This is a genomic window from Chitinophaga flava, assembly GCF_003308995.1.
Classification (GTDB): domain Bacteria; phylum Bacteroidota; class Bacteroidia; order Chitinophagales; family Chitinophagaceae; genus Chitinophaga; species Chitinophaga flava.
This window is the reverse complement of sequence record NZ_QFFJ01000002.1, coordinates 450742-474011: the sequence shown is the minus strand read 5'-3', so window position 1 is coordinate 474011 and position 23270 is coordinate 450742. Positions and strand designations below refer to the sequence as shown.

Sequence of the window (23270 nt, the reverse complement as noted above, 5' to 3'; positions counted from 1 at the left end):
GCTGATACCCTTTCTTATACTGACGGCAGTATTTTCATTTTTTCCTAAGCGTTGAGCAACTTTTTTTCAGGAAAGTTTTTTCCGGAGGGTTTTAATGGCGTCATAGACCGTATTATAGGCCGTTTTCACCGTTTGTGAAGTTTGTGCGGCGATCTGTTCATAACTAAGTCCTTCAAAAAATTTAAGGCGTATCAGCTCAATTTGCCTGGGGGTGAGTGCTTTTATAGCGCTATGCAACCGCTGTTTGATTTCGTCGTCCTGTTGTACCCGGATGATGATCTCTTCATAAGATAACTCATTCTCTTCTTCTTTTCCGGTTATCTTACTGATAGCATCGTGTATCCGTGACTGATAGGCCAACTGATCCAGTAACTGCCGTTTAAGAGCAGTAAACAGATAGGCGGGCACGTTAGTAACTGGTTTCAGCTGGGCATGTTTATTCCATAGCTGTAAAAACAACTGGGTGATACAGTCTTTTACCAGCTCATCGTTGCCACAGAGTTTCAGGCCGAAACGCAGCAGATGGGCATAGGTGCTGTTATACAGCGCAAACAATGCCTGTTTGTCGCCATTTCTAAGTCGCTCCCATTGTACACTATGGAGATCCTCTTCTGTTGACATTGGTCCGGTTTAATGGTAAGGTGCTAACACAACCTCAGCCAATTTATATTTTTTTATCCGGATTTTACAGAAGATCGGATGTAATACTGCTAAAACGATTCGTCTTAAAACAGCTATGGTGATTTATATATTGATAGCCACTGCAGCGGGTTGGTAACATTGTCTGGGGAAAAGGGTTAATTCCAGCGGGGCCCTTTGCTGTAGCGGATTTTTGGGTTTATTGGATTAAAAGGGGTCTGATTAAAATAAATACTAAATCAGGCATTATCGGCTCTTCTTCCCTTCCTGCTTGATTTTGCTCACTTCTCCTCTCAGCATAGTCAGTTCTTTGAGTATATCCTCCATCGTTACCTCCGGTTGCACGCCAGACTTCTTTCCTGTGGCCTTTTTGGAGGTTGCGCTTGCACTTACGCTTGCAGTTGGGCTTGCATCTTTATAACTAATCTTATATTTATCATGAAAGCTGTTATCCCGGAAAATCGGGTCCTGCTCCCACATAAACCAATAGGGATGAATCCCCACTTCTTCCACCAAACGTTTGAATACCGGATATGATATACCGTTCTTTTCATTCTCGATGTCAGAAAGCGCTGCCTGTGATATGCCCAACATCAGCGCAAAATCCTGCTGACTCTTTTTAATCAGCTTTCTGATATATAAAATACGTTGTCCGTCTGTCATTACTGATAAATATAGAAAAAGTTATAGAAAGATTTTGACTTTATAAGAAAAGTTATATTTTTGCGATATGGTTTTAATAGAGAAAAAACGATAAATGTATCAATTAAAATCAAAACGGCCTAAAATGTTGGCTACAGTCCTTGTTATAAGTTGTTAACCTATGAAGTTTGATCCCCGTAACAGATTGTGCATAGAAGGGCACGAATTTATAAAAACAAAGGAGAACCCCGGAGGCCTTGTCCCCAAAGGAACTTATGATTCCTTAAAAAGCAGAAACAAAATAGAAGTGCTGGAACGCGGCGGTAATGGCCGTTCTGTACTGATTGTATATGCCTCTTTACCTGAGGCATATAAAGAGCTGGTTATAGCGAAATACGGCGATCCACGTGCTTATGTATGCAAACAACCCCTGCTCCATCTGATCAGGAAAGATCCGCGTGCCGAAAAATTTTTCCTGGACTATCGTTATGGTGAAAACAAATGCCTGCCTGTAGGACATGTGGAAAAGTACGTCACCGCTGCCGCCTGGCTGGATATGCTGGTACAGGTATGCAAAGAAAAATATTTCATCCGGAAACAGCTGGGCATCAGTAAGGAAACATTCTGGAAAACTGTACTGGAGTTGATTGTCACGCACGACATTCTATTACCACACAGCTATAAAAGACTGAACGAAAAAATCCGGCAGTATCAGGAATTAAGCTACGCCAGCCTGATAGACTGGCGGTTTGGAAACCAGAACAGTGCGAAGATAAAAGATGAATTATCAGAATCCATGTTACTGGAGCTGATAGCACATCCGAATCAGCATGATGATACTGTCATTGCCAGGGCTTATAATCAATGGGCGGTTCAGCATGCCTATGCAGCGATTACCGCCGCCACAGTAGGTAATCACAGACGCAACAATTATTACCAGCTGCAACTCTTCCGGGAAGGCAGTGCTGCATGGTACAACCAGTTTGGTAAACAAACAAAACGGAACCGTCCATCCGCACCGCTGTTGCTCGTTGGTTCTGATGACAACGATGTAGATCTGTATTTCAGAGATGAGCATGCAGGCAACGAGCAACAGCTTGTTACCCGCTACTACCACCGGTTTAAAGCAGTTGTTATCAGCGATGCTTTTAATGATTATCCACTGGGTTACTTCTATGCAGATAATATCAGTACCGACCTTGTGAAAATGGCTTATCTCGATGCTATGCACCACATACATCAACTCACGGGCTCCTGGTACCTGCCACATCAGCTGCAAACAGACAGATGGAACCTAAAGGCGCTGGAATCATTTTATCAACAAATCGATGCCGGATATTTTCCTGCGGCGGCAAGGGCTCCCCGCTCCAAATATATAGAACGGACCTTTGGTAAACGCTGGCATCAGCATCTGCGTCGCTTCGATAACTATGCAGGCAACAACATCACTTCCCGCAGTCGTCTCAATCCCGATCATCTGGCAAAACAAAAAAAACTTTTCCCGGAAAAAGAAGAAGCCTTTCCAATATTACAAACCTTTATTGAAGGCTTGCGCCATGAGCGAAACCCCGCAACAGGCCGCAGCCGCCAGGAAGAATGGATAGCCGCTTTTAATGCCAGCGATTCATCCGGACAACGGTGTATTTCAGACGAACAGCTGCTGCTGATTTTTGGCGTGTCGCATACACATACCAACACCATTACCAACGGAGGTATACGTATGACCATTAAAGGCCAGACACATGAATACGAAATACCGGATGCCCTGTACCTCCGGAATGTAGGGAAAAAGGTACAGCTGATATATGACCCGTTTGATCTGTCACGGATACTTGTTACAGATGGGCAGCAACTACGTTTTGTTGCACATACACAACAAAAGCTGCCTGCCGCCCGTGCCGACTATCAGGAAGGTGATGAAGCACGCCTATGGCAACATCTGCATAACAAAAAAGAGCTGGTGAAAATGATAACAGATAAAAAAAGAAACCGGGAATCCCTGCTGGAACAGAACAGGACGAATGCCGCGGCCCTCCTGCAAGCCCGGGTAATGATCAAAGAAATAAAACAACAAGCCGAAGACAACATACTGGAATTTATTCCATCAGTAACCTCCGATTTCGATCCTCTCGATTTAATGTAATCCTACTCACAAAAAAAGATAAAAATATCAGATATGAAAAAGCAAGCTGTAATGCCGGCCTGGCATTTCGTGGAAACTATTGCCTCCCAGACACTGGATGCATACTTCGAAGATGCAAAAATGTATGGGAATGTATTTGCTATCACCGGCGCAGCTGGTTCCGGTAAAACCTTTGCCGCACAAAGGTTTTCTACTATAGAACCTTCGGTTATACACCTGGAATGTGCAGAGCACTGGAATCGTAAAATATTCCTCAGAAAAATACTGGCAGCCATGCATAAAGAACCACAGGGCTATAATGTAGGTGACCTGCTGGATGAAATTGTATCACATTTACTGATAATGGAAGAACCATTACTGATCCTCGATGAAGCAGATAAACTGAGTGATCAGGTATTGTATTTTTTTATCACGCTGTACAACCTGCTCAGAGGGAAATGCGGTATTGTAATGATGGCCACCAACCACCTGGTAAAACGTATGGAAAGAGGACGCAGACTTAACCGGAAAGGATATACGGAAATATACTCCCGCCTGGGCCGGCGTATTATCCAACTCCCAACGCTCAATAAACAGGAAATCATCTCCATTTGTGAAGCCAATGGAATCAGCGATCAGCCAGCTGCTGTAGAAATCTTTCATGAATGTGAAGGAGATATGCGCCGCCTTGAAAGAGAAGTGCATAAACGGAAACGGAAAATGCTTAAACAGACGCAAAAATAAACTGACATGAAAAGAAAAAGAAAAATTCATGGTCAGCTGGAAAACGACTTTGCTGACCAGGTAGTAGATACAATTTGCCACGCACTTCAGCTGCGTAAGGAAATGTTATTTTCTGGTCGTAATGATAAATATGTGGCCTGTGCAAGACAGGTTATTTGTTATGTTTTAATCAGATTTTTCAACGTAACATTTGCACAGGCGGGGAAATCATTAAACCGGAGCAGACCAGCCGTATATTACAACCTGAACGAAGCCACCAAACACTTCACTGTAGCGGATTACATCTTCATGGAACAATGGCATAAAATAACCCCCGTTTTACCCGGATTAAAAGCAAAAATATTACCTTAAAAAGCCACAAAAAAAGTATATCTTTAAACGAACAACTGTTAAACTCATAAAATGATTTGTTAATCCATACGATACCAATCCATTTAACTGAAAAAATAGTTTTACATCCTTAAAATTATCAAGCCGGACTTTCGACTGTCGGTTTCCATACCAGCAAAAAAATACTGTAGCTGTACCTGGCGGGTTACCTATTATGGAATGACGGAAGTGAGCGAATTAATCCTAAGAAAATTATGAAGAAAGTGTGTTATCAAAATGAAGGTTTGTTACTATACATTCCAACCGTGAGCCCTGAAAGTTTACATTCCGGATTAATGCAGGGAATTATTCAGACTGTAAAACATAATCTTGCCAATCCGGAAAGCGTACCGGAAAATGTACGACAGGCAAATGTGTTTTTGCTCGATCTCCTCTCCAGCATGCTGCCTGGCGAATTGGAAATGGAGCAGATTTACAAATCGTAATCTTTTATCTATTGTCAACATCTTAATGCTCCTCTAACGGGGAGCATTTTTTATTTTTGCAGGGTGAAAGGAGTTCAAACATTATTCTCGCAATTATTGTCTGACCAGCCTGCTGATGCCAGCCGTCGGACACCGGGTAGAAACCGCGACCTTATCGTACGGCGTGACGAAAGGCTCGTGCATCGTCATTATTACTATTTGCGGATTTGCAGAAAAAGATATGACGAGATCATTCATATTCTATCCATCGAATTTGATTTATCAGGTTATACTATCATCGAAAGATTACAACTGGATGTGAACTTTCAATTATTAAAGCAACTCAATACACAGCAGCCTACTGTGACAGCATTGCGTAAATTATATCCCTGGATGGTCTGGAAATAGTTTATCAGAAAGGGTTACAAAACCGGCGCGGACAAACAGCTGAATACTGTTTTGTCCGCGCCGGTTTCGTTTGGGGCCATATACAAATTAAATACGCCGGATACCGGGTTAGCTATACTTGTTGATAACCGGGTTAGGTCTTGGTGTTTTGGTACTATTATCCACAGTGCTGTTGTCTCTCAGAGACACCGCATATTTCACCACACGCAGATGTAGTTTATCACTCAATTGCTCACTATCAGAAGAACGACGGAGTAGTTTTCCATAACCATTGCCTAGCACTTGCCCCTGCAGTGCTTTATGGATAGCCTGCTCCAGCGCATAATAGGTATTTACATTATTACCGGCGGCATCCACGGCAATACGTATCTGAAGGTTTCCGGTTCCCTGCTGTGCGTTGCCAGGCAGATCTTCCCAGACGATTTCACGCAGATCAATCAATGCACATGGAAAAGCAATTGCAGCAGGTGTAGCTGAGCCTATTTTCTCCAGCTGACCAAAATCCTGTCCGACAAACTGAAGGGCAGGAACGGCCGCCTGCACGCGGCTGATAACGAGGTTCATAAAATCTACGAAAACGTTGTTCATGTGATAAATGTTTTTGTTAAGAATTGTTTATGCAAAAGTGCTTTAATAAAAGGTTGGATAAAATTTCACATGGCATGATACGGAGATAGCCGGAGTATGATACCGCTATACAAGAAGTATAGCGAAACCCTTATTTGGTAAAGCTTTCAGATGATTGCATCTTTACATTGTATTACGGACGAAACGATGTACACAAGCAACAGCAGATAGAAGATGATCAGTTGTACAATTTAACCGTGATACTCCCGCTTGCTCTCCCTGTCCCGTAAGACAGGGTAGCCGGAGGGAGGGGATCGTTAACCTTTAGCAGATGACAGATATGAAACAATTCATTAACGAGACAAAGGAGAGATTAACCTCTCCAACCCCCAGATTTTTCAAGAAAATAAAGATTGTTGGCAAAGTACTGATAGCCGGAGCGGGCGCAATATTAGCGCCATCTGTGGCCAATGTACAAATGCCGGGCATGCTGCAGGAAGTTGCCAAGGCATTGTTTATTGCCGGCTCTGTGATGGTGGCCGTAGCTTCTGCCGCCGTAGAAGGTGAATAAAAAAGTTGACCCGTGAGAAACATCCCATTGTTTGTTGTTACCCTGTTAGCGATGCTGCTGCTATACCGGGAATGTGGCAGAATTGTTAACCCCATACAGCCGGTGATAACTTCCATCGACACTCCGATAGTACAACACTATCAGGATGCAGAAGGACTACAGCATGCTGTAACCGCTGTCAGTACCAACAAAGCGTTGGCACCAGTTGCAGCTATCAGCAAAAAAGTTACTGTTAAACCCGAAAAGATCCAACAGGTAACCAACGCTGTAACCATTACATCGGATACCATACCCGCGATAGCCGTCAATCACGTACAGGACACGACGGTGTTTTATTACGAAGACGACTGGATTAGCATCCATGGCGTATTGCACGACTCGGTTCAAATTACCTACAAGATGCGTGACAGTATCTGGCTGGCAGCATACCAAAAGAAAGAAGGGCTTTTCAGAAAAGCTACCTATATCGATGGTTTCAGCGCCAATCCCCATACCACCATCACCGGTTTAAAATCGATCAGCTTAAATACGTTGAACCGCCGGCAGGCCAGGCTTTCCATAGGACCCTCCATCGGCTATTATTATGCAGGAGGAAAGTTTCAATGGAGCGCGGGTATCGGTATGCAATACAATATCATCCGTTTTTAAACCCATTAACCAATGACACTGGCAGAAAAAGTATTAGCAGTAGCCCTTTCCCAGGAAGGTGTTGAAGAGCATCCCAGGGGAAGTAATGCAGGACCTGAAGTAAATCAGTATCTCAAAAGTGTGGGATTAGGTCCTGGTTATCCATGGTGCATGGCATTTGTATACTGGTGTATGCAACAGGCTACCACCGCACTGGGTGTAAAAAATGAACTGATTAAAACCGGAGGCGTCTTGCTGCAGTGGCGTACCACCGGTATGAAAAAAGTTCAGAGCATCAAAAGTGTAACACCTGGCGCCATCTTCATCATGGAATATGGTAATGGCTTCGGCCACACCGGTTTTGTTATCAGCGTTGACGGCAACAAGGTATATACTATCGAGGGCAACACCAACGACCAGGGCAGCCGCGAAGGCTTTACAGTAGCCAAAAGAACAAGGCTGGCCACATCTTTCAAAGGTTTCCTTATCCCCTAGTTACAACACCATCACAGTTTTTTATCAATTTCTATACATCCATTTTACAAAAAATGAAAAATGGCAAGACCAAAAGTAAATATTTCAACAACTAACGGCAACCTTGGTGGTTTAGCCCCTAATGTAGACGGCGTGTGCGGCCTTATCATGGCCATCCCGCAAGCACCCACCAGTGGCTTCGGTACACCGGTACTGATTAAAAGCAAAAAACAGGCAGGTGAAGAATTAGCCCAGGCTACCAATGCACAGGCACTGACTGCTATCAACGACGGATTTTTTGCAGAAGCAGCCGAAGGCAGCAAACTGTATTGCCTGTTCGTAGCAGCAGCCACCACTATGGAAGACATGTTACTGCCAGCTAACGCAGATAAACTGCTGACATTCGCCAATGGTACTATCAGCCTGCTCGGCCTCGCTAAATTCCCTGCATCCGGCTACACGCCTGTCGTTACCGATGGTATCGATGCAGATGTTGTGAAAGCTGCTGATGCAGCGCAGATACTGTCCACCAAATGGTTCAACCTGCGTAAACCATTCCGTGCCCTCCTCCAGGGTTTTGGTTTCACAACCCCTTCCAGCGTAAAAAGTTATGCTGCCGACAAGAAAGATAACATTGGTATCGTTCTCGGCACCGTCAACGGCAATGGCCCCCATGCTTTACTGCTGGCCCTCGGAAGAGCTTCCGGCATGCCTGTTCAACGCAACATCGGCAGGGTTAAAAGCGGTAGCCTGAAACTACAGGAAAGTGCTGTCGTTAAAATCGGTGACAAAAACGTGGACGCCATTGACAGCGTTGACCTCGACACTCTCTGGGAAAAACGTTACATCACCTTCGAACGCAATGAGGCTGCACCTGGTTATCTGTTTAATGATGATAATATGCTCGGTACCCTCACCAGCGATTTCAGCTCTCTGCGTAATGGCCGTACCATTGACAAAGCCGTACGTATCGCCTATGAAGTGTACTACAACGAGTTGAAAAATGATGTGGATGTAGACGACAATGGCCGCCTGAGCAGCGCCATCGAAGCAGCCCTGTCATTAAACATCGAAGAAGCCATCAGCCGCAGAATGGCAGGTGAAATCAGCCAGAATAATGATGGTACACCTGCGGTAGAAGCCCTGGTAAACCCCGATCCATCTGCTTATGCAGGTCTGTACAGCGCTGCCGGTATCGACCATCCGGATTTCAATATCCTCGCTACAAACCTGGTGTACATCTTCGTACGTATCCGTCCGAAAGGTTGCCTCAAATACATCGATGTATTCCTGGGATACACCGCTGCTTAATCATTAACTATCAATTTTAAACTAACAGCAAATGGCAATATTTGATTCAAGAGAATTTGAATGGGCGGATGTCAAGGTAGTACTCTTCGGCCGCGAAATCTCCGGCCTGCGCGGACTGACCTACAAAAAATCACAGGAGAAAGAAGTCATCTATGGCGCCGGCAACCGTCCCCTGGCCGTACAACGCGGCAATAAAAAATACGAAGGAACCCTGACCATTCTGAAAAGCGAATTTGACCAGCTGAACTTAGCAGCTATCAGCGCCGGTTACAGCGACATCGTAGACGTACCCGGTAAGGCTATCAGCATTATCGTTACCTACAAAAAAGAAGGTGACACCTATGTACAGGTAGACAAAATCTCCAACGTAGAATTTACTGATTTCGAAGATGGCATGAAACAAGGTGATAAGTTCAAAGAAGTGAGCTTACCGTTTATCTGCCTCGCCATCAGCAAAACCAAAGGGACCGGTAACTAAGGCCCTTTCCATCAACTATCAACAATATTATCACACTAAAATTTAGTATACAATGTCAAAACAACTGATCGGACAGGTATCTCAGGAACAGATTGATGCCTGGAAAAAAGAACACGGTAAAGTCTTTGCATACAAAATCGAAGGCCGGGTATGTTATTTAAGAACAGTATCCCGCGATGTTTACAGCCTGGCTGCCACAAAGGTTTCTTCCAGCCCTGCCAAATTCAACGAAACTGTTATCAACGGTATCTGGCTCGGAGGCGATGAAGCTATCCGCAAGGAAGACCGTTACTACTTTGGCCTCAGCGATTTTGTTGAAGAGTTGATGAACAAGAAAAAAGGTGAACTGGGGGAGCTCTAAAAAACGCCAAAGGCGATTTTCAAAGTAACTATGTTTTATACATAGACCTCCAGTTACGCTATCACTTCGGTATAGACCCCTCCTCACTCGATGATGATTCATGGGCACAACACTGGGCCATACTGGAAGATATGCGTAAAAATGAAGCCAAACAAAGGTCCCTTGGCATGTAGCCGGGGGCCTTTAAAAAATTTATACTATGGACATCAAGTCAACGATGGCCGATTTTCAGAGCTCCCTCGGGAAGATGACCAGGGACATGAACAATATGGCTGCTTTCAGGCTGAGGGATATAGGGGCAAAAGGCTCTGAATCAGAACTCGACCGCCTGACCCAGGCGATGGATATATTTTCACCGGGACTGAAATCACTCGCCCGTATTTCAGATGATGCCGGTGCTAATATCGCTGCCTCTTTCAGTGATGCAATAGATGAAGTCGAAAATTTAACGGATGCCTTCAAAGACCTGGAGAAAGTCATTAAAGCTACCAATGCCGGCGGAAGAGGCGGAACTGGGAGAGGTAGTGGTGGAGCCCCCCGGATGGTAGGAGAAGGCAATAATGATCTCGCAGAAGGCTACCAGGAGGCAATGGGCAACATTGCCAGTGTAGGACTGGATTTGCTGGGCAAAGGCCTCGACATAGCCATGGCAAAAGAGCAGATGAACATCGAGTTTAAAGCCGCATTCGGCTCTCAGGGTGGTCAAATGCAGCAGCAGGTTCAGAAGATGGCAGACAATACCACCTTTAACATGGAAGATCTTGCACCCAATGCACTCGCATTAGCCAAGGCCGGCACTTCCATGGATAAGATCGTTCCAACCCTGGGCATGCTGGGAGACATCAGCGCTGGCAGCGCAGAAAAAATGAAAGCGCTGACAGCAGCCTATGCAAGCATCCAGGACGAAGGAAAATTAACCAAAGAAAATCTTGCTGCATTAAAATCAGCCGGATTTGATCCGCTGGTGGAAATGACAAAAGTTTCCGGACTGTCGATGGATCAGCTGAAAGCCAATATGGAAGCCGGTAATATCTCGGCATCCATGATCCAGGAATCCTTCAAGTCTGCCACCAGTTCCGGAGGCCAGTACTTTGGCCTGATGGAAGCAAAAGCCTCCACACTAGGAGGAAAATGGGCCATGATCCAGGAGTCGTTCTCCAACGGACTGGGAGTGATAGGCGGCGCCGTACTGGGAGTAGTAGGATTATTCGCCGACTTTGGAATGGCATTGAAGGATGGAGAAATTGGTGCCATACTATTAGCCGCAGGCTTAGGCGGACTCGCTCTTATACTGAGCTGGAATGCCATCGTCACCGGTTTTAACGCCATTGCTTTAGGTGGACTAAATCTGGCTATGACAGTGTTTAATGCGCTGGCTAATGCCAACCCGATCATGTTGATCGTAACCGGACTTGCCTTACTGGTAGGTGGACTAATATATGCCTACAAACATTTTGAATGGTTTAAAAAAGGCGTACAGGTATTTTTTAATGTCCTGCTGGAAGCTGGTAAGTTTGTTCTTAACTTCTTACTGGCACCACTGGAGCTGTTTATGGAAGGTATCAGAGCCGTGCTTAGTCTCATTCAAAAAGTAACCGGAGCAGACCTTTCCAGCCAGATCAATGGTATAGATAATATACTGAAAAAGAAGCATGAGCTTTTAGATCCGAAAAATCCGCTGGCTCCGCTGAATGAGCCTAAGGAAAAAGCAGCACCGGCTACGGCAGCACCGCCAAATCCATTGCAAAACGCAGCATTCGCCCCTGCCCAGTTCCCCGGAATCAATGGACTCAAGGTTATCCCGAAAACCGGAGGCACCACAGCGCCCACAGCAACCGGAACAACCGGAATCAGCGGCCCCCCGGCATCTACCTCCATACAACCGGACCAAAACCTCGGTAATCGCTCAGACTCCATTAACAGCGGCGGAAAAAGTGCCATCACGATCAACATAGGCAAACAGATTGAAACGCTGGAAATCCACGCCATGAGCGCGAAAGAAGGCATTGAAGAAATGACTGGACTGATTCGCGAAGAAATGCGCCGGGTATTCTATTCCCTGAACGGACTGGCCACTTAAACAATTTGACAATGGCAAAATTTGATTTAGCGAAGCTCTATAATGAAGCATTTAACCGCAATCCAGGAAAAGACTTTGACATCAGGAAAGCGGTTGGCGAGACAGGCCTCACAAAGCTGGGAAAGCCTTATTCCTTTACCGACGACCAGAAGCGGCCACATTTCTCTCCGGTGAAACTCAACGACTATGTATTGCCTTTTGCTACCGTAGAAGTTACCTGCAAGCGGACATACACAGCCACGCCTATGCCGGAAAGAAACGGCTCCGTAAAGGAAGTAACAGGCAGAGATGACTACATCATTAACATCAAAGGAATAGACATCTCTGACGAAGAAGGAGGCCCGACAGAAGCGATGAGTAAGATCGAAGCGTTTTTTTTGTCTAAGGAAAAGATAACGATTGATAATATTATCACCAACATCTTCCTGAAAGGCAGACCCTACGCCATGATCACCGAAATGAAATTCGTCCGGGAGAAAAGTACCGAAAACGCAAGGCCATACGAGATCTCGTTGCTGAGCGATGATATATACACGCTTGAATTTATTGGAAATGTTCATTCTTAATAGCAAAATCAGCATCGGTCAATACGGTAACATCAAACCAATAGAAGCCAAAATCACCCGGAGCATTTTTGATCTGGTAGACAAGGCTACCCTGACTATACCAAAGAAAGCGACTGTTATGCAGGGTTTGATTAAGAAGGAAGACCAGGTAAACGCAGCCACCTTGTTTAAGGCCGGCGATGCAGTGAGTATAGAGCTGGGGTACAATGAGCAGTACAGGACTGAGTTTAAAGGGTTTGTTACGGAGATTGACAACGCAAAAAACGTGGTGATTACCTGCGAAGGTTTCAGCTATAAACTTCGTAACAAAAACTTCAACGAACAATCAGGCAAAACCACCCTCAAGGAACTATTGCAGAAGGTCATCGCCGGTACCGGATTGACGCTTGCTGATGATATTCCAGGGATGGTGATCGATAAATGGGAGTTGAAAAACGTCAACGGCCTCCAGGTACTGATGGCCCTCAAAGCCGCCTTCCCTATCGAACTGTTCTTTGACGGTGAAGCCCTGGCCGTTAATCTGCTGAACAAGCACGGCAAAGCATCAACGATTAATCTGCGGATGGGATATAATGTAATCAGTAATGATCAGCTCAAATACAAAAAAGGGCCTGCATCCAGGGTGACGGTAAAAGTCACCTCCGCAAAAAAAGATGGTACTGCCGCCACCAATACCGCCAGCAGCAGTGAAAACAAAAGTGCCAGAAATGTAACAGACAAAACAACGTTGGATGACATTGGTAAAAAATATACCAATACCATGAATTATGAAGGATACGAAGGTAAAATCACCTGCTTCCTGCAACCTTACATACAGCCAGGTGATACCGTGTATCTCGAGGATCTGAAATTCAACGAAAAAACGGCATTGTACTATGTTCAAAGCACCGCTGTCACCTATGGTCCCAAAAACGCCACCAGGGAAATAACCATCAGTCAGAAAAAATAATTACCGATGTCAAAGGAAATTCATGATATCGCGGCAGCGATGGCCAGCTTCGCTTCGAAATACGGTCCTGAAACAATCTTTCAGGGTATTGTACAGTCAGTAGACGATAAAGAGGATACTGTAGCAGTGGAATTGCTGGATGGGTATAAAATCCCTGACGTGCGCCTGAAGAGTGTCATTAAGGACGGTGGTAAGATACTGCTCGTTCCCAAAACAGGCAGCAATGTGTTGCTCGCACGTATAGACGGTACCGATGACTACGTGGTACTGACCGTACATGAAGTAAGCCGCGTGCTTTACAAAATTGGTAATACAACGATGAATGTTGATGATAAGGGCTACTTGTTTAAACGGGAGAATGAAACACTGCGTAAGCTGTTCGACGATTTGCTCGATGCCATCTTACAAATGCGTTTCACCACACAAAGCGGCCCTACCATCAACCTCGTAAACGCCACTACCTTTCAACAAATTAAAAACCGGGTTAAAAATCTTTTAAAAGATGATGAATGAAGCTAGACTGAAAGCCAGCATCCGTGCAGCTTTTAGTGAAGAAAACGAAAAAAGTGATGCCCCCGGAGCCATGGACAGGATCGCGGAGAAGATAGCCAAAGCAGTCATCGCCGAGGTGAAGGCAATAGAGATCACTTATATTTCAGGGCTCACATCGGCCACTGGCGGCCCGGTAACACCTTCTGGTCCATTAAAATATACCATCCAATGATTGATATACTTCTGAATGAAAGCGGTGACCTCTCTTTTGTAAAAGCAGACCTCGAAACAGGGGAATGCACCATGCAGAATCAATTACTGCTGCTGATGAGCAATCGTGGCGACTGGCGCGAATTTCCCACTACCGGGATTGGCCTGCCTTCCTTTTTGAAAGATGAAGACCGGTATGCCTTCCTGAGTGACATAAAACCGGAATTTGAAAGAGACGGTATGAAAGTCACCAGCATCCGGCTCGACGAAAATGGACACTTAAATATTGATGCAACATATGGCAATAACAGTTAAACCCCATCAATGCCTGTTTGATATTGTCCTCCGCGAAACCGGTAGTATCAGCAGCGTTTTCACCATCGCCATGTTGAATGATATCAACATTACCGACGAGTTAACGGGCGGACAGGTCCTGGAAACAACGGGGGCCACGATACTGGACAACTCGGTGACAACATACTACAGGGACTTTAATATTTACCCCGGTACATCTCTCACCCTTGATTCAGCAACCATCTCACGGGGAGGTATTGGATTTATGGGTATAGGCATTGACTTCAAGATTAGTTAACAATGGCAAGAACAATTCAAGAAATACAATCGCAGATTATCGATAAAATAGCTTCCACCAGGGAATTGCAGGCGCTCAACAATATCAGCAATACTTCCATCTACCGGTTGTTTGTTTATGTAGTGGCCGTTTGCCAATGGACACTCGACCAGTTATTTGATCTGCATAAGCAGGAGGTCAATGATCTCATCAGCCGTATGAAACCACATAGTATGAAATGGTATGCCGAAAAAGCAAAACTGTTTCAATATGGCTTTAACCTCAAACAGGAAAGCGATGAGTATGACAATACCAACGCCACCACAGAGGAGATCACAGCCAGCAGAGTAGTAAACCTTTGCGCCATTGTGGAACAAACCGATGGCAGAGGTGTGCTGGCATTACGTGTAAAAGCGGCCTCCAATCAGGGCAACCTGAAAAAATTAACCCCGGACCAGTTGCTGTCTTTCACCACCTATATGAATACCGTTAAGGATGCAGGCGTAAGATTGCTGGTCAGCTCTGATCCTGCTGATAACCTGCGGTTAAAAATCAATATCTATTATAACCCGCTTGTACTGGACGGTAACGGCTCCCGCCTCGATGGCAATGGACCCAACCCTGTGGTGGCAGCTATTAAAAACTACCTGACCCAACTGCCCTTTAACGGCTGGCTGGTACTCACCTATCTCACAGATGCATTACAACAGGTAGACGGAGTGGTGATTCCTCAGATATTGCAGGCAGAAGCCCGCTACGGGAGCTTACCATTCAAGGCATTCGATGTGATGTATCAGCCCGATGCCGGCTATCTCAGCATCGACGAGGAACATGATCTCGATATTCACTACATCCCTCAAAGCACTATTATATGATGAAGATATTCGAGATAGATTTCAGGCGGCTTGTAACGGCGTTATTACCTCCCCGCCTACGCAAGCCCCGTATGATAGAATGGCTCATAGCACTCACCTATCCTGTGCAGCTGCTGTACAACGACTTCCGTTCCAACAGGAAGGCTAATCTCAAAAGGTTAAGCATCACTCCGCAGGTATGCTATCTGACCTGGGCACTCAATGACCGTTATGACTTCGGATTACGACGCATACGCATCTCAGACCCCTACATCCGTGAACAGGCATATGTATATCAGGACGCGGAAACTAAACCGCTGTACCTCGACGCAAACCATCCGCATTACATTTATACTACCAGCGAAACCAACGCTGCAAGCGTAGACTTCATAGTGCTGCTGCCAACAGGTTTAAGATTCGCTGAAAATGAAATGCGGGCATTCATCGACAGCTATAAATTAGCCAGTAAAGAATATAAAATACAACTGACATGAGTAATAAACGAGTGGATTTTGGTAACCTCGGCGGTTTCCCTTTAACACAAGATGTATTGGCCTACATGCAATCATCCTATCGCGATGCATTGACTGGTCTGGCAAGAGTTTGCGGCAACAAGGTCATTGTTTCCGGAATGTTGGAAAATGGCACGATCGTGGCCGACGGCTGGATTTTACATGATGGAGAGCTGCTGCCATTTGTAGGTGGCCCCAAACAAAATACTTACATCATCATAGATGACAACAAACCCGTAACCTTTGAAGACGGCGTCTCCAGAACCGTATTGTTTAACAGGTACGCACGCTTCGGTAGCGGAGGTTTTCCTTACAGCGATCTGGTAAGACTGGATAGCCTCGCCTCGCTGAAAGACAGCATTAGCACCCTGAACAACAATTTAAGTACGCTCAATGCGAATTTTCTGGCGCATCGCTCGGCTGTAAACCCCCATGGTTTGACCAAAGCAGATATTGGTCTGGGAAACATCCCCAACGCCATATCCAGCGATCCTACATCCAACAACCCCGCAGTACTGGCCACAACTGCCGCACTTGCAGCTGCCAGCAGATTTTTGTTGTCCGGAACGATTGACCTGCCGGATATCGTAGATGACCTGAACATCAGAGTCAGATTCAGTAAGTATATCTACGACTCCTACATTGTGGTAGGCTCATTAAGAAGCCGCGGTTACTGGAACAATGACAATGATTGTCATTATACCGTTAAAAACCTTGACTATAACGGATTCGATCTGTTGATCAAAGAGAATTCCACGGACTATCAGAATATATCATTCGATTACCTAATCATTAAACGATAATATGCCAATACAAGACAGAAACAGGCTGAAAAGCTGGTTTGAAACAGGAGATTATCCCACCCAGCAACAGTTTTGGGATCTTATCGATAGTTTTTTGCATCGGCTGGAGGATACAATAGATATCGATAATGTACAGAATTTACGGTCTCACCTGAATGCCAAAGCAGACTATGAACAATTGCAGACGCATTTTTCCAATGTATCAAATCCTCACCAGGTAACAAAGGAACAAGTCGGACTCAGTAATCTGCCAAATGAAATTTCCAGTGATTATAACCAGGACAGAGAAGATGTACTGGCTACAATTGCAGCAGTTCATCGTTTATCATTGCAGCTGCGGTCAAAAGATGTAGAAGAAGCCACCTATGAAACAAACGGCTCCTATGGCATCAGAAGAAACAACCTGCTTGAAAAAATCGTTGTAATACCCGCCACAGACATAACATTGAGCATTGGCAGCTCCGCCGGAGAAAAAGACATACTCGACGATCTTCCACTTACCGGCGGAAAAGCAAACGTGATCCAACTGGATCAGTACGCCTACTTTATCGAGAAAAAACTGTTCTTCTCCGGCATTACTTCCAAAACGGTGATCAGGTTTTACGCAAGATAATATCTTCTGTTGCCCCGTACATACAAGGCTGCCGGCTTTGCCGGCAGTACTTTGCATGAACAATACTATTAACCTATCATACAATGAAGCAATTTTTAATTTACAGTATTTTATTCACAATACTGACAACCCATTTCACTTTTGCTCAGAGTAATATTTCTGCCAATCGTGTTGCCATAAAAGATTCATTATCGCTCAAAGGTGCATGGATAAACAGTATTAACAACGACAGCACGCTGAAGTCTGCCAGTGATAAAAGTATTTCAACAGATGGCGCGCTAAAGAAGTATATCCTTCAGGCATTGAATGATACAGCCAATAACAGGTTTTCACTACAATCCCTGTTTGATATATTTTCTATGAAACCGCGTGCCATGAAGGTAGACATCCATTGTAGGTACGTACCAGGCAAGACTGCCCAATCTTATGATTTTGAGTTTATCAGTTCAGATAGTATTGTTACGACACTAACAACCCGACCCGGTAAAGTTGGCTGGGAATATGTTTTCGGCAAACCACCCTTTACTATAAAATGCAAGTCTGTAGCTGTCGATTCCGGATGGTTTACATACCTCAATATGTATAAACGTTGGGATAATCCAACCTATCCCGAGTATGTTCTATCCCGTATGTACGCTCCCGGAGACTCTATCATTATTGAAAAGCCTGGAGTGGTAGAGAATAATATCCGGATTGAAATTTCTTACGATAAAATTGCCGACCAGCCTCCGGGACCATTTTCCTTCCTAAATACAAAACTGATAAATCTTACCAATGATGTCGCCGTTGGTTTTTGGAGTGATATAGTTTTACCTGGCATGTCTGAACGGATTGGCCAACGTATATACTCAGGTCAGGGTATATACCGCTATTCCCTTAACCCGGGGAAGGTATTCAAAACAATCAATGACACCTACTCCTTCGAGCTGCCATTAACAACGAGCGTTGAATTTGAAATATGGACAAATGGCCAGTTATCCGGAATTACCCGTTATGATCCTGAACAGCCGTATCCGGAATTTTCCGTAACACTTCCCGTATCTGATCTTACCATATATGTACGTGATGTTAGAATTAAATAACAACTATATGAATAAGTTAACCCTGCTTTGCTGCATTTGCTGCATACACCTGTCTGTCTTTGCTCAAAGTGTACTCAATGTCAATCGCCTGATCGTGAAAGATTCCATCGCCATCAATGGAAACTGGATCAGGCATTTTGGAAACGATAACACGATGCAGCATGCATCAGACCAGTCTGTCTCCACCAGCGCCGCTTGGAAACAATACATAGATCGGGCTACCCAACCGGGGAAAACCAGTCGTACAGATAGTATGCTGACACTTATACCAACTACAGGAGCATTGGCTCTGGCGCCGGTTCCGCTGATGCCCGATTTTGACGATCGTTTGTTAGTTCCTCCGCTGTTTAAGTTGATTATAAGACCGGAGAAAGATTCGATGATTGGATTTTTTGATCCCATTACTTTTACGGTAACCAGCAGCGATGGTATTGTAACACCGCTTGTGGTAAGAGGAAATCAACCGGATGTTGCTTTCGCAAAAGGGCGCCCACCCTTTAAGATCTCCTGCTCCTTTATCAACAACCATCCCGGGAAAACGATTCAGTTATCTTCCACGCAGACTTTAAAAGGGCAGGAAACATTTGCAGTGGTTTACAGATCACTGGATACCTGGCAACAAGCCAATTACCTCGACACGATACAGTTTAGCATGAGCAATCTGCATGATTATATCCGGTTTAGAATGGTAATAAAAGATATCGATACGGCCCCCACCATGCGTTTGAAAATATACAACAGAAGTAATTATATATACTATATAAGGTCCAATCCCGCTTTTTATCTGTTGCCCGGCGAAAGTTGTAATACACTGTATCCCATCAGTAAATTTGAAAAATTCGGACTTTCTGCTTCCTATATGATTTCATCTGTATATGGGCTTAACGCATTATACGCCGATGGAAAAATACGATACAATGTGAAGTTATATAAGAATGGAGAACTGATTTCATCCTCACCACTTTTCCAGTCTTTTATGCTGGACGCATCCTGGAAGGACGCAACAATCATCTGCGAATAAATTTTATCTATGAGATACATTTTAAATATTGTTTTACTAACCTTGTTTGTATTGTCACGGGGGAACGCCCAAACAGTAACAGCAGGCAGAGTAATTGTGAAAGATTCAATATCGCTCAATGGCCACTGGATAAAGGGTCTAACATCAGACAGTACCCTTGCAGATGCCGGTAGTAACACACTCGTTACAGCACAGGCATTAAAAGCCTATGCGGATGCAAAAAAATTCACCATAAAGGATGGTACAGGCATATTAAGGGACAGCGCGCTGACCATAAATCCGGTCACCCGTGAACTGGCCATGGCTCCTTATACCCCCGGTAATATCCAAACCATCTTACAGCCATTTAACGACAACAAGTATGGCCTCGGGGTTTTTCTTCTACCAGGTTTGAATGGTGGTGGTATATTAACCGACACCATTTATCTGGATATTACCAGCAGTGATGGTATTCTTACACAGGTATCCAAAGAACCGGGATATTTCATCAGTGCATCTTATGCAAAGGGCTATGCTCCATTTGAAGTAAAAGCACGACTGGCAAACAGCAGTAAAATCGGAAACTACAAGCTGGTAGCCCTAGGATGGCCGGATAAAGATGGTATGACAGCGGTCAACTATAATGTTTCTCAGTTGGCCTATTACAAAGATACCATCCTGTATAATCTACAGAATATGCGCGGCACGGTTTGCCTGACTGGTTATCAATGGCCAACAGCAGACAGCCTGCCTGTGGACCCCGCCACCCTGACCAAAGTATCGGTCATCAATCATACCCGGAATGCCTGCCTGGAGATAAAGACCGGCTATCAGTCCATCTTGTTACCCAATCAGACGGCACATTTCAGATTCCCACGCACAGGAATACTAGTATATAACGTAAACGGATACACGCTTCCTGAAAAAGGAGGGTATACCCTGCAGGCACTGCCTGACACCGTCAAATTAACCGTCCTTAAAAATGGGAGCACATTTGAAAATGTAGAACTCCAGGGCGATCCAGGTTCCCGGCTCGTGAGCCTGGACAATAGTGTCACCGATTTAACCATCATTTTAGAAGACAAATAAGTTAGTACATGAAGCTGAAAAGGAAATATTTATTGATCATATGTCTATGCTGGCAGTGCTCCGTATATGCACAAAGTACGGTATATACCAACCGGCTTGCAGTAAAGGATTCTGTTCAGTTGAAAAACGATTGGATCAGGCATCTGATCACAGGTGATCTGCAGCAGATACCGCCCCACTCCCTTGCAGGAGATAGTGCTATGAAGAGATACGTTAATAACGTCGCTGGCAAACCGACGATAGGAGCAACTTCCAGGCTATGGAATCTGATAACGCCGGACCAGCAGGATGGTACTATGAAACTGGCAGCGCTGCCTTCTCCCCAACCAGTAAATCCTGATACGCTCCTGGATAAATTATTTATCCACCCTCAGTATTTCAAACTGATGTCTATGCAAAGCAATAACATCGATACCATCACAGGAACGATTACCAGTAGCGATGGCATTGTTTCTCCCTTTGTATTAAAAGAAATTAAAGACCGGTTCACAGCATATGGCAAACCACCCTTTGATCTTGATTGCTGGTTCTACGCTAAAAATCCCGGCCTGTCAGCTTTCGTGGAGTTAAAAAATGCCTATCCCGATGAAGAAACCGGTACTTGCGTATCGGCCATCCGTACTATAAAGTATGGCGAGTCTACCCATATTTTAGTTCGCGGGTTAAATACCCATATGCAGTTAACAAAGAGTTATCAGGACATGGCGACACGCTTTGACACGCTCACGGCAAATATGCAATTAGAGAATAGATCTGCTACCCTGGCCATGCGCGTGAACAATGAAACACTGCTTCCTGGTGAAACACGGATCTTTCGTCACTGCATTACTACCAACAAAGGGAATAATGGCATCTTACTGAAACTCGAGGTATTTACCCTGCGTTATACCCGTGATGGCAGGGCTGGTTTCGCCAATCTCCCAGCTCCTCTTGTTACGGTGACGGTTAATCGTAATGGTCAGCAATTTTTTAAAGGACCGGTACAAGGGTCAGCTAAGTTCGTAGCCGATACAGGCTGGAAAGACGCGGGGATAATACTGGAAGATTAGAACCCTTATCCATGGCTAGCTTGAAGCAAACCAGACGACTGGATTTTTTTATCCGGTCGTCTGGTTTTTTCTCTTTTATATAAAACAAAAAGAGGGCATCTCCGAAGAGATCCCCTCTTGTCCACAACGCATTATTTGTCCCACCAAACCCTCTTTAACCAATCATTTTTACCACCGATCCTATTCAATGCTTCTCTATAATTTTTGGTATTGTTAAATGCCTCTGTAGCAGGATAAAACAGCCGGCGTGGCATAACTCCACCGGTGACAGATTCTCCGTCTACATCTTTTACCGGCAACGTTTTGGGAAAGCCTGTCCTTCTCAGATTGGCATATGCCTCATAACCATTAGGAAAAAGCGCCACCCATTTCTGCATATTGATCTGTTCCAGCTCTTTGCCGGCGGTCAGTGTATGAGCAGTCACAAAGTCGGATGCTTTCTGAGGGTCTACCGGATTCATACCAGGATACATGTCCAGCTGTTTCATCGCAGTCCGGATAGCTTCCTGGTAATGCTGGTTGGCATCATCACCGGTCCATCCGCGGACAGCCGCCTCGGCCTTCAGGAATTCCACTTCCGCATATCCGAAATGCAGGAACGGCGCTTTCAACTGATAAAAAGGTGTGTTGACTTTGCAGAATTTGTCGGCCTGTTCTATCATAGTACCATCGGGTGCTCTCCAGGCGCCCCATTCATCCCACCAGTACAAACCTGGTGCAATCGGCATATAATTGGTCAGGTGAGTGATATCTCTTCCTCTGCTATCTCTGTTAATAAAAAAGGCGCTGAGTCTGGGGTCATTTTCAGCTTTCAGGTAGTTCACAAAAGTGGCGCTACCGTTGCTGTAAAGATAGGTTTGTGTTTCCTGTAAGGCCTGTGCTAAACCATTACCTCGCAGATCGGGATAGGCATACTCTTCATGTACCATTTTAAAATTATCATTGGCACTGGTAAAGGTTCCACCGGCAATAGCAGCCTGTACTTCCTGTCTGGCCCTGTTTTCATCCACTTTAGACAAACGCATGCCCAGTCTCAGTCGCAGGGAGTTTGCCAGTTTTTTCCACTTGGCCACATCACCCTGATATACAATATCATTCTCTAATCTGTCTTTGGTAGCATCAAACTGTTTCACTGCTTCGGTCAGCTCTTTGAACAGATCGTTGTAGATATCTTCCTGCTTATCGTAGCGGGGTGTATAGATATTTTTATAATAGGCCAAGCCTGCTTCGGAGTAGGGCACATCTCCGTAGGTATCTGTCAGGATGGAGAAGATGTATACTTTCAGGATACGGCCGGCAGCCATGTAATTCACCAGCTGCGGGTCATTGTCGCAGCGGTGCAGCATATCGATCAGCTGTTTGAGGCTGCGGTTATAAAAGATCTCCCATACACGTTCATTAAAAAAATCATCCCGTACAAACTTGGAACCGACACGCTGTCCATAAGCACCATTCATGTATTGTACCATCGGCTGAAAAATGTGCAGATTCGCATATCCTGCCTCACGGCCACCACTGAGAAAATAGGCAGCTGCTGCCAGCTGTTGTCCTGGTGCAATGGTATTGCCTCTGGTAGGATTCTCGTTGATCGTTTCAAAATCTTTCGTACAACTACCTAACAGCAGTACGGTGAATATTAGTAGAAAAATATTTTTCATCTTC

30 protein-coding genes are annotated in these 23270 nt (G+C 44.8%); 26 read left to right on the top strand and 4 right to left on the bottom strand.

The window, feature by feature from the left end; genetic code table 11:
• Nucleotides 1–66 precede the first annotated feature (66 nt).
• Both DF182_RS18360 and DF182_RS18355 read right to left on the bottom strand, forming a co-directional pair.
• Nucleotides 67–621, bottom strand: a complete 555-nt coding sequence (locus DF182_RS18360) for an RNA polymerase sigma factor (protein ID WP_113617289.1) — start codon at nucleotides 619–621, stop codon at nucleotides 67–69.
• Between the two features lie 264 nt (nucleotides 622–885).
• Entirely contained in the window at nucleotides 886–1302 is a 417-nt protein-coding gene (locus tag DF182_RS18355) for a helix-turn-helix domain-containing protein (protein WP_113617288.1), read from the bottom strand.
• Between the two features lie 160 nt (nucleotides 1303–1462).
• Here DF182_RS18355 and DF182_RS18350 point away from each other — a divergent pair, with 160 nt between their 5' ends.
• From DF182_RS18350 to DF182_RS18335, 5 genes are all read left to right on the top strand, one after another.
• Nucleotides 1463–3424, top strand: coding sequence for a Mu transposase C-terminal domain-containing protein (locus DF182_RS18350; RefSeq protein ID WP_113617287.1), 1962 nt, complete (start codon nucleotides 1463–1465; stop codon nucleotides 3422–3424).
• A gap of 33 nt (nucleotides 3425–3457) precedes the next feature.
• A complete protein-coding gene (locus DF182_RS18345) occupies nucleotides 3458–4147 on the top strand; it encodes an ATP-binding protein (protein WP_113617286.1) in 690 nt (229 codons plus the stop codon).
• Nucleotides 4148–4153: 6 nt separating this feature from the next.
• A complete protein-coding gene (locus DF182_RS18340) occupies nucleotides 4154–4498 on the top strand; it encodes a hypothetical protein (RefSeq protein WP_113617285.1) in 345 nt (114 codons plus the stop codon).
• Nucleotides 4499–4731: 233 nt separating this feature from the next.
• Nucleotides 4732–4962, top strand: coding sequence for a hypothetical protein (locus DF182_RS32130; RefSeq protein ID WP_147243475.1), 231 nt, complete (start codon nucleotides 4732–4734; stop codon nucleotides 4960–4962).
• A 63-nt stretch (nucleotides 4963–5025) separates the two neighbouring features.
• On the top strand, nucleotides 5026–5349 hold the full coding sequence (locus DF182_RS18335) for a hypothetical protein (protein ID WP_147243474.1): 324 nt from the start codon (nucleotides 5026–5028) through the stop codon (nucleotides 5347–5349).
• A 108-nt stretch (nucleotides 5350–5457) separates the two neighbouring features.
• Here DF182_RS18335 and DF182_RS18330 read toward each other — a convergent pair whose 3' ends face one another.
• Nucleotides 5458–5937, bottom strand: a complete 480-nt coding sequence (locus DF182_RS18330) for a hypothetical protein (protein ID WP_113617283.1) — start codon at nucleotides 5935–5937, stop codon at nucleotides 5458–5460.
• A gap of 319 nt (nucleotides 5938–6256) precedes the next feature.
• Here DF182_RS18330 and DF182_RS18325 point away from each other — a divergent pair, with 319 nt between their 5' ends.
• From DF182_RS18325 to DF182_RS18225, 21 genes are all read left to right on the top strand, one after another.
• On the top strand, nucleotides 6257–6487 hold the full coding sequence (locus DF182_RS18325; RefSeq protein ID WP_147243473.1) for a hypothetical protein: 231 nt from the start codon (nucleotides 6257–6259) through the stop codon (nucleotides 6485–6487).
• Nucleotides 6488–6499: 12 nt separating this feature from the next.
• Entirely contained in the window at nucleotides 6500–7135 is a 636-nt protein-coding gene (locus DF182_RS18320) for a DUF6549 family protein (RefSeq protein WP_147243472.1), read from the top strand.
• A 12-nt stretch (nucleotides 7136–7147) separates the two neighbouring features.
• Nucleotides 7148–7609 carry a CHAP domain-containing protein gene (locus DF182_RS18315; protein ID WP_113617280.1) on the top strand — a complete coding sequence of 154 codons (462 nt, stop codon included), beginning with the start codon at nucleotides 7148–7150 and terminating at the stop codon, nucleotides 7607–7609.
• 60 nt (nucleotides 7610–7669) lie between these two features.
• Nucleotides 7670–8899, top strand: coding sequence for a DUF2586 family protein (locus DF182_RS18310; RefSeq protein ID WP_113617279.1), 1230 nt, complete (start codon nucleotides 7670–7672; stop codon nucleotides 8897–8899).
• Nucleotides 8900–8930: 31 nt separating this feature from the next.
• Nucleotides 8931–9377, top strand: coding sequence for a hypothetical protein (locus tag DF182_RS18305; RefSeq protein ID WP_113617278.1), 447 nt, complete (start codon nucleotides 8931–8933; stop codon nucleotides 9375–9377).
• Nucleotides 9378–9429: 52 nt separating this feature from the next.
• Nucleotides 9430–9738 carry a hypothetical protein gene (locus tag DF182_RS18300; protein WP_113617277.1) on the top strand — a complete coding sequence of 103 codons (309 nt, stop codon included), beginning with the start codon at nucleotides 9430–9432 and terminating at the stop codon, nucleotides 9736–9738.
• A 199-nt stretch (nucleotides 9739–9937) separates the two neighbouring features.
• Nucleotides 9938–11818: a tape measure protein gene (locus DF182_RS18295; protein ID WP_147243471.1), complete on the top strand. Its 1881-nt coding sequence runs from the start codon at nucleotides 9938–9940 to the stop codon at nucleotides 11816–11818.
• A gap of 11 nt (nucleotides 11819–11829) precedes the next feature.
• Nucleotides 11830–12384 (top strand): DUF6046 domain-containing protein, encoded by a 555-nt coding sequence (locus DF182_RS18290; RefSeq protein WP_113617275.1) that lies wholly within the window; start codon nucleotides 11830–11832, stop codon nucleotides 12382–12384.
• Entirely contained in the window at nucleotides 12371–13333 is a 963-nt protein-coding gene (locus DF182_RS18285) for a hypothetical protein (protein WP_113617274.1), read from the top strand. The genes DF182_RS18290 and DF182_RS18285 overlap by 14 nt, the downstream gene beginning before the upstream one ends.
• 6 nt (nucleotides 13334–13339) lie before the next feature.
• Entirely contained in the window at nucleotides 13340–13846 is a 507-nt protein-coding gene (locus DF182_RS18280) for a hypothetical protein (RefSeq protein ID WP_113617273.1), read from the top strand.
• On the top strand, nucleotides 13836–14057 hold the full coding sequence (locus DF182_RS18275; RefSeq protein WP_113617272.1) for a hypothetical protein: 222 nt from the start codon (nucleotides 13836–13838) through the stop codon (nucleotides 14055–14057). The genes DF182_RS18280 and DF182_RS18275 overlap by 11 nt, the downstream gene beginning before the upstream one ends.
• Nucleotides 14054–14350: a hypothetical protein gene (locus DF182_RS18270; RefSeq protein WP_113617271.1), complete on the top strand. Its 297-nt coding sequence runs from the start codon at nucleotides 14054–14056 to the stop codon at nucleotides 14348–14350. The genes DF182_RS18275 and DF182_RS18270 overlap by 4 nt, the downstream gene beginning before the upstream one ends.
• Complete coding sequence (locus DF182_RS18265; protein ID WP_113617270.1) at nucleotides 14334–14627, top strand: hypothetical protein; 294 nt, start codon at nucleotides 14334–14336, stop codon at nucleotides 14625–14627. The genes DF182_RS18270 and DF182_RS18265 overlap by 17 nt, the downstream gene beginning before the upstream one ends.
• Nucleotides 14628–14629: 2 nt before the next feature.
• A complete protein-coding gene (locus DF182_RS18260) occupies nucleotides 14630–15481 on the top strand; it encodes a nucleotidyltransferase (protein WP_113617269.1) in 852 nt (283 codons plus the stop codon).
• Nucleotides 15478–15954 carry a hypothetical protein gene (locus DF182_RS18255; protein ID WP_147243470.1) on the top strand — a complete coding sequence of 159 codons (477 nt, stop codon included), beginning with the start codon at nucleotides 15478–15480 and terminating at the stop codon, nucleotides 15952–15954. Before DF182_RS18260 ends, DF182_RS18255 begins: the two co-directional genes overlap by 4 nt.
• Nucleotides 15951–16775 (top strand): hypothetical protein, encoded by an 825-nt coding sequence (locus tag DF182_RS18250; RefSeq protein WP_113617267.1) that lies wholly within the window; start codon nucleotides 15951–15953, stop codon nucleotides 16773–16775. The genes DF182_RS18255 and DF182_RS18250 overlap by 4 nt, the downstream gene beginning before the upstream one ends.
• 1 nt (nucleotide 16776) lies before the next feature.
• Entirely contained in the window at nucleotides 16777–17388 is a 612-nt protein-coding gene (locus tag DF182_RS18245) for a hypothetical protein (protein WP_113617266.1), read from the top strand.
• A gap of 83 nt (nucleotides 17389–17471) precedes the next feature.
• Complete coding sequence (locus tag DF182_RS18240) at nucleotides 17472–18470, top strand: hypothetical protein (RefSeq protein WP_113617265.1); 999 nt, start codon at nucleotides 17472–17474, stop codon at nucleotides 18468–18470.
• A 7-nt stretch (nucleotides 18471–18477) separates the two neighbouring features.
• Entirely contained in the window at nucleotides 18478–19491 is a 1014-nt protein-coding gene (locus tag DF182_RS18235; protein WP_147243469.1) for a hypothetical protein, read from the top strand.
• Nucleotides 19492–19500: 9 nt separating this feature from the next.
• Nucleotides 19501–20559, top strand: a complete 1059-nt coding sequence (locus DF182_RS18230; protein WP_113617263.1) for a hypothetical protein — start codon at nucleotides 19501–19503, stop codon at nucleotides 20557–20559.
• A gap of 8 nt (nucleotides 20560–20567) precedes the next feature.
• Nucleotides 20568–21608 (top strand): hypothetical protein, encoded by a 1041-nt coding sequence (locus DF182_RS18225; RefSeq protein ID WP_113617262.1) that lies wholly within the window; start codon nucleotides 20568–20570, stop codon nucleotides 21606–21608.
• 131 nt (nucleotides 21609–21739) lie between these two features.
• Here DF182_RS18225 and DF182_RS18220 read toward each other — a convergent pair whose 3' ends face one another.
• Complete coding sequence (locus DF182_RS18220) at nucleotides 21740–23266, bottom strand: SusD/RagB family nutrient-binding outer membrane lipoprotein (RefSeq protein WP_161964179.1); 1527 nt, start codon at nucleotides 23264–23266, stop codon at nucleotides 21740–21742.
• Nucleotides 23267–23270: the final 4 nt, after the last annotated feature.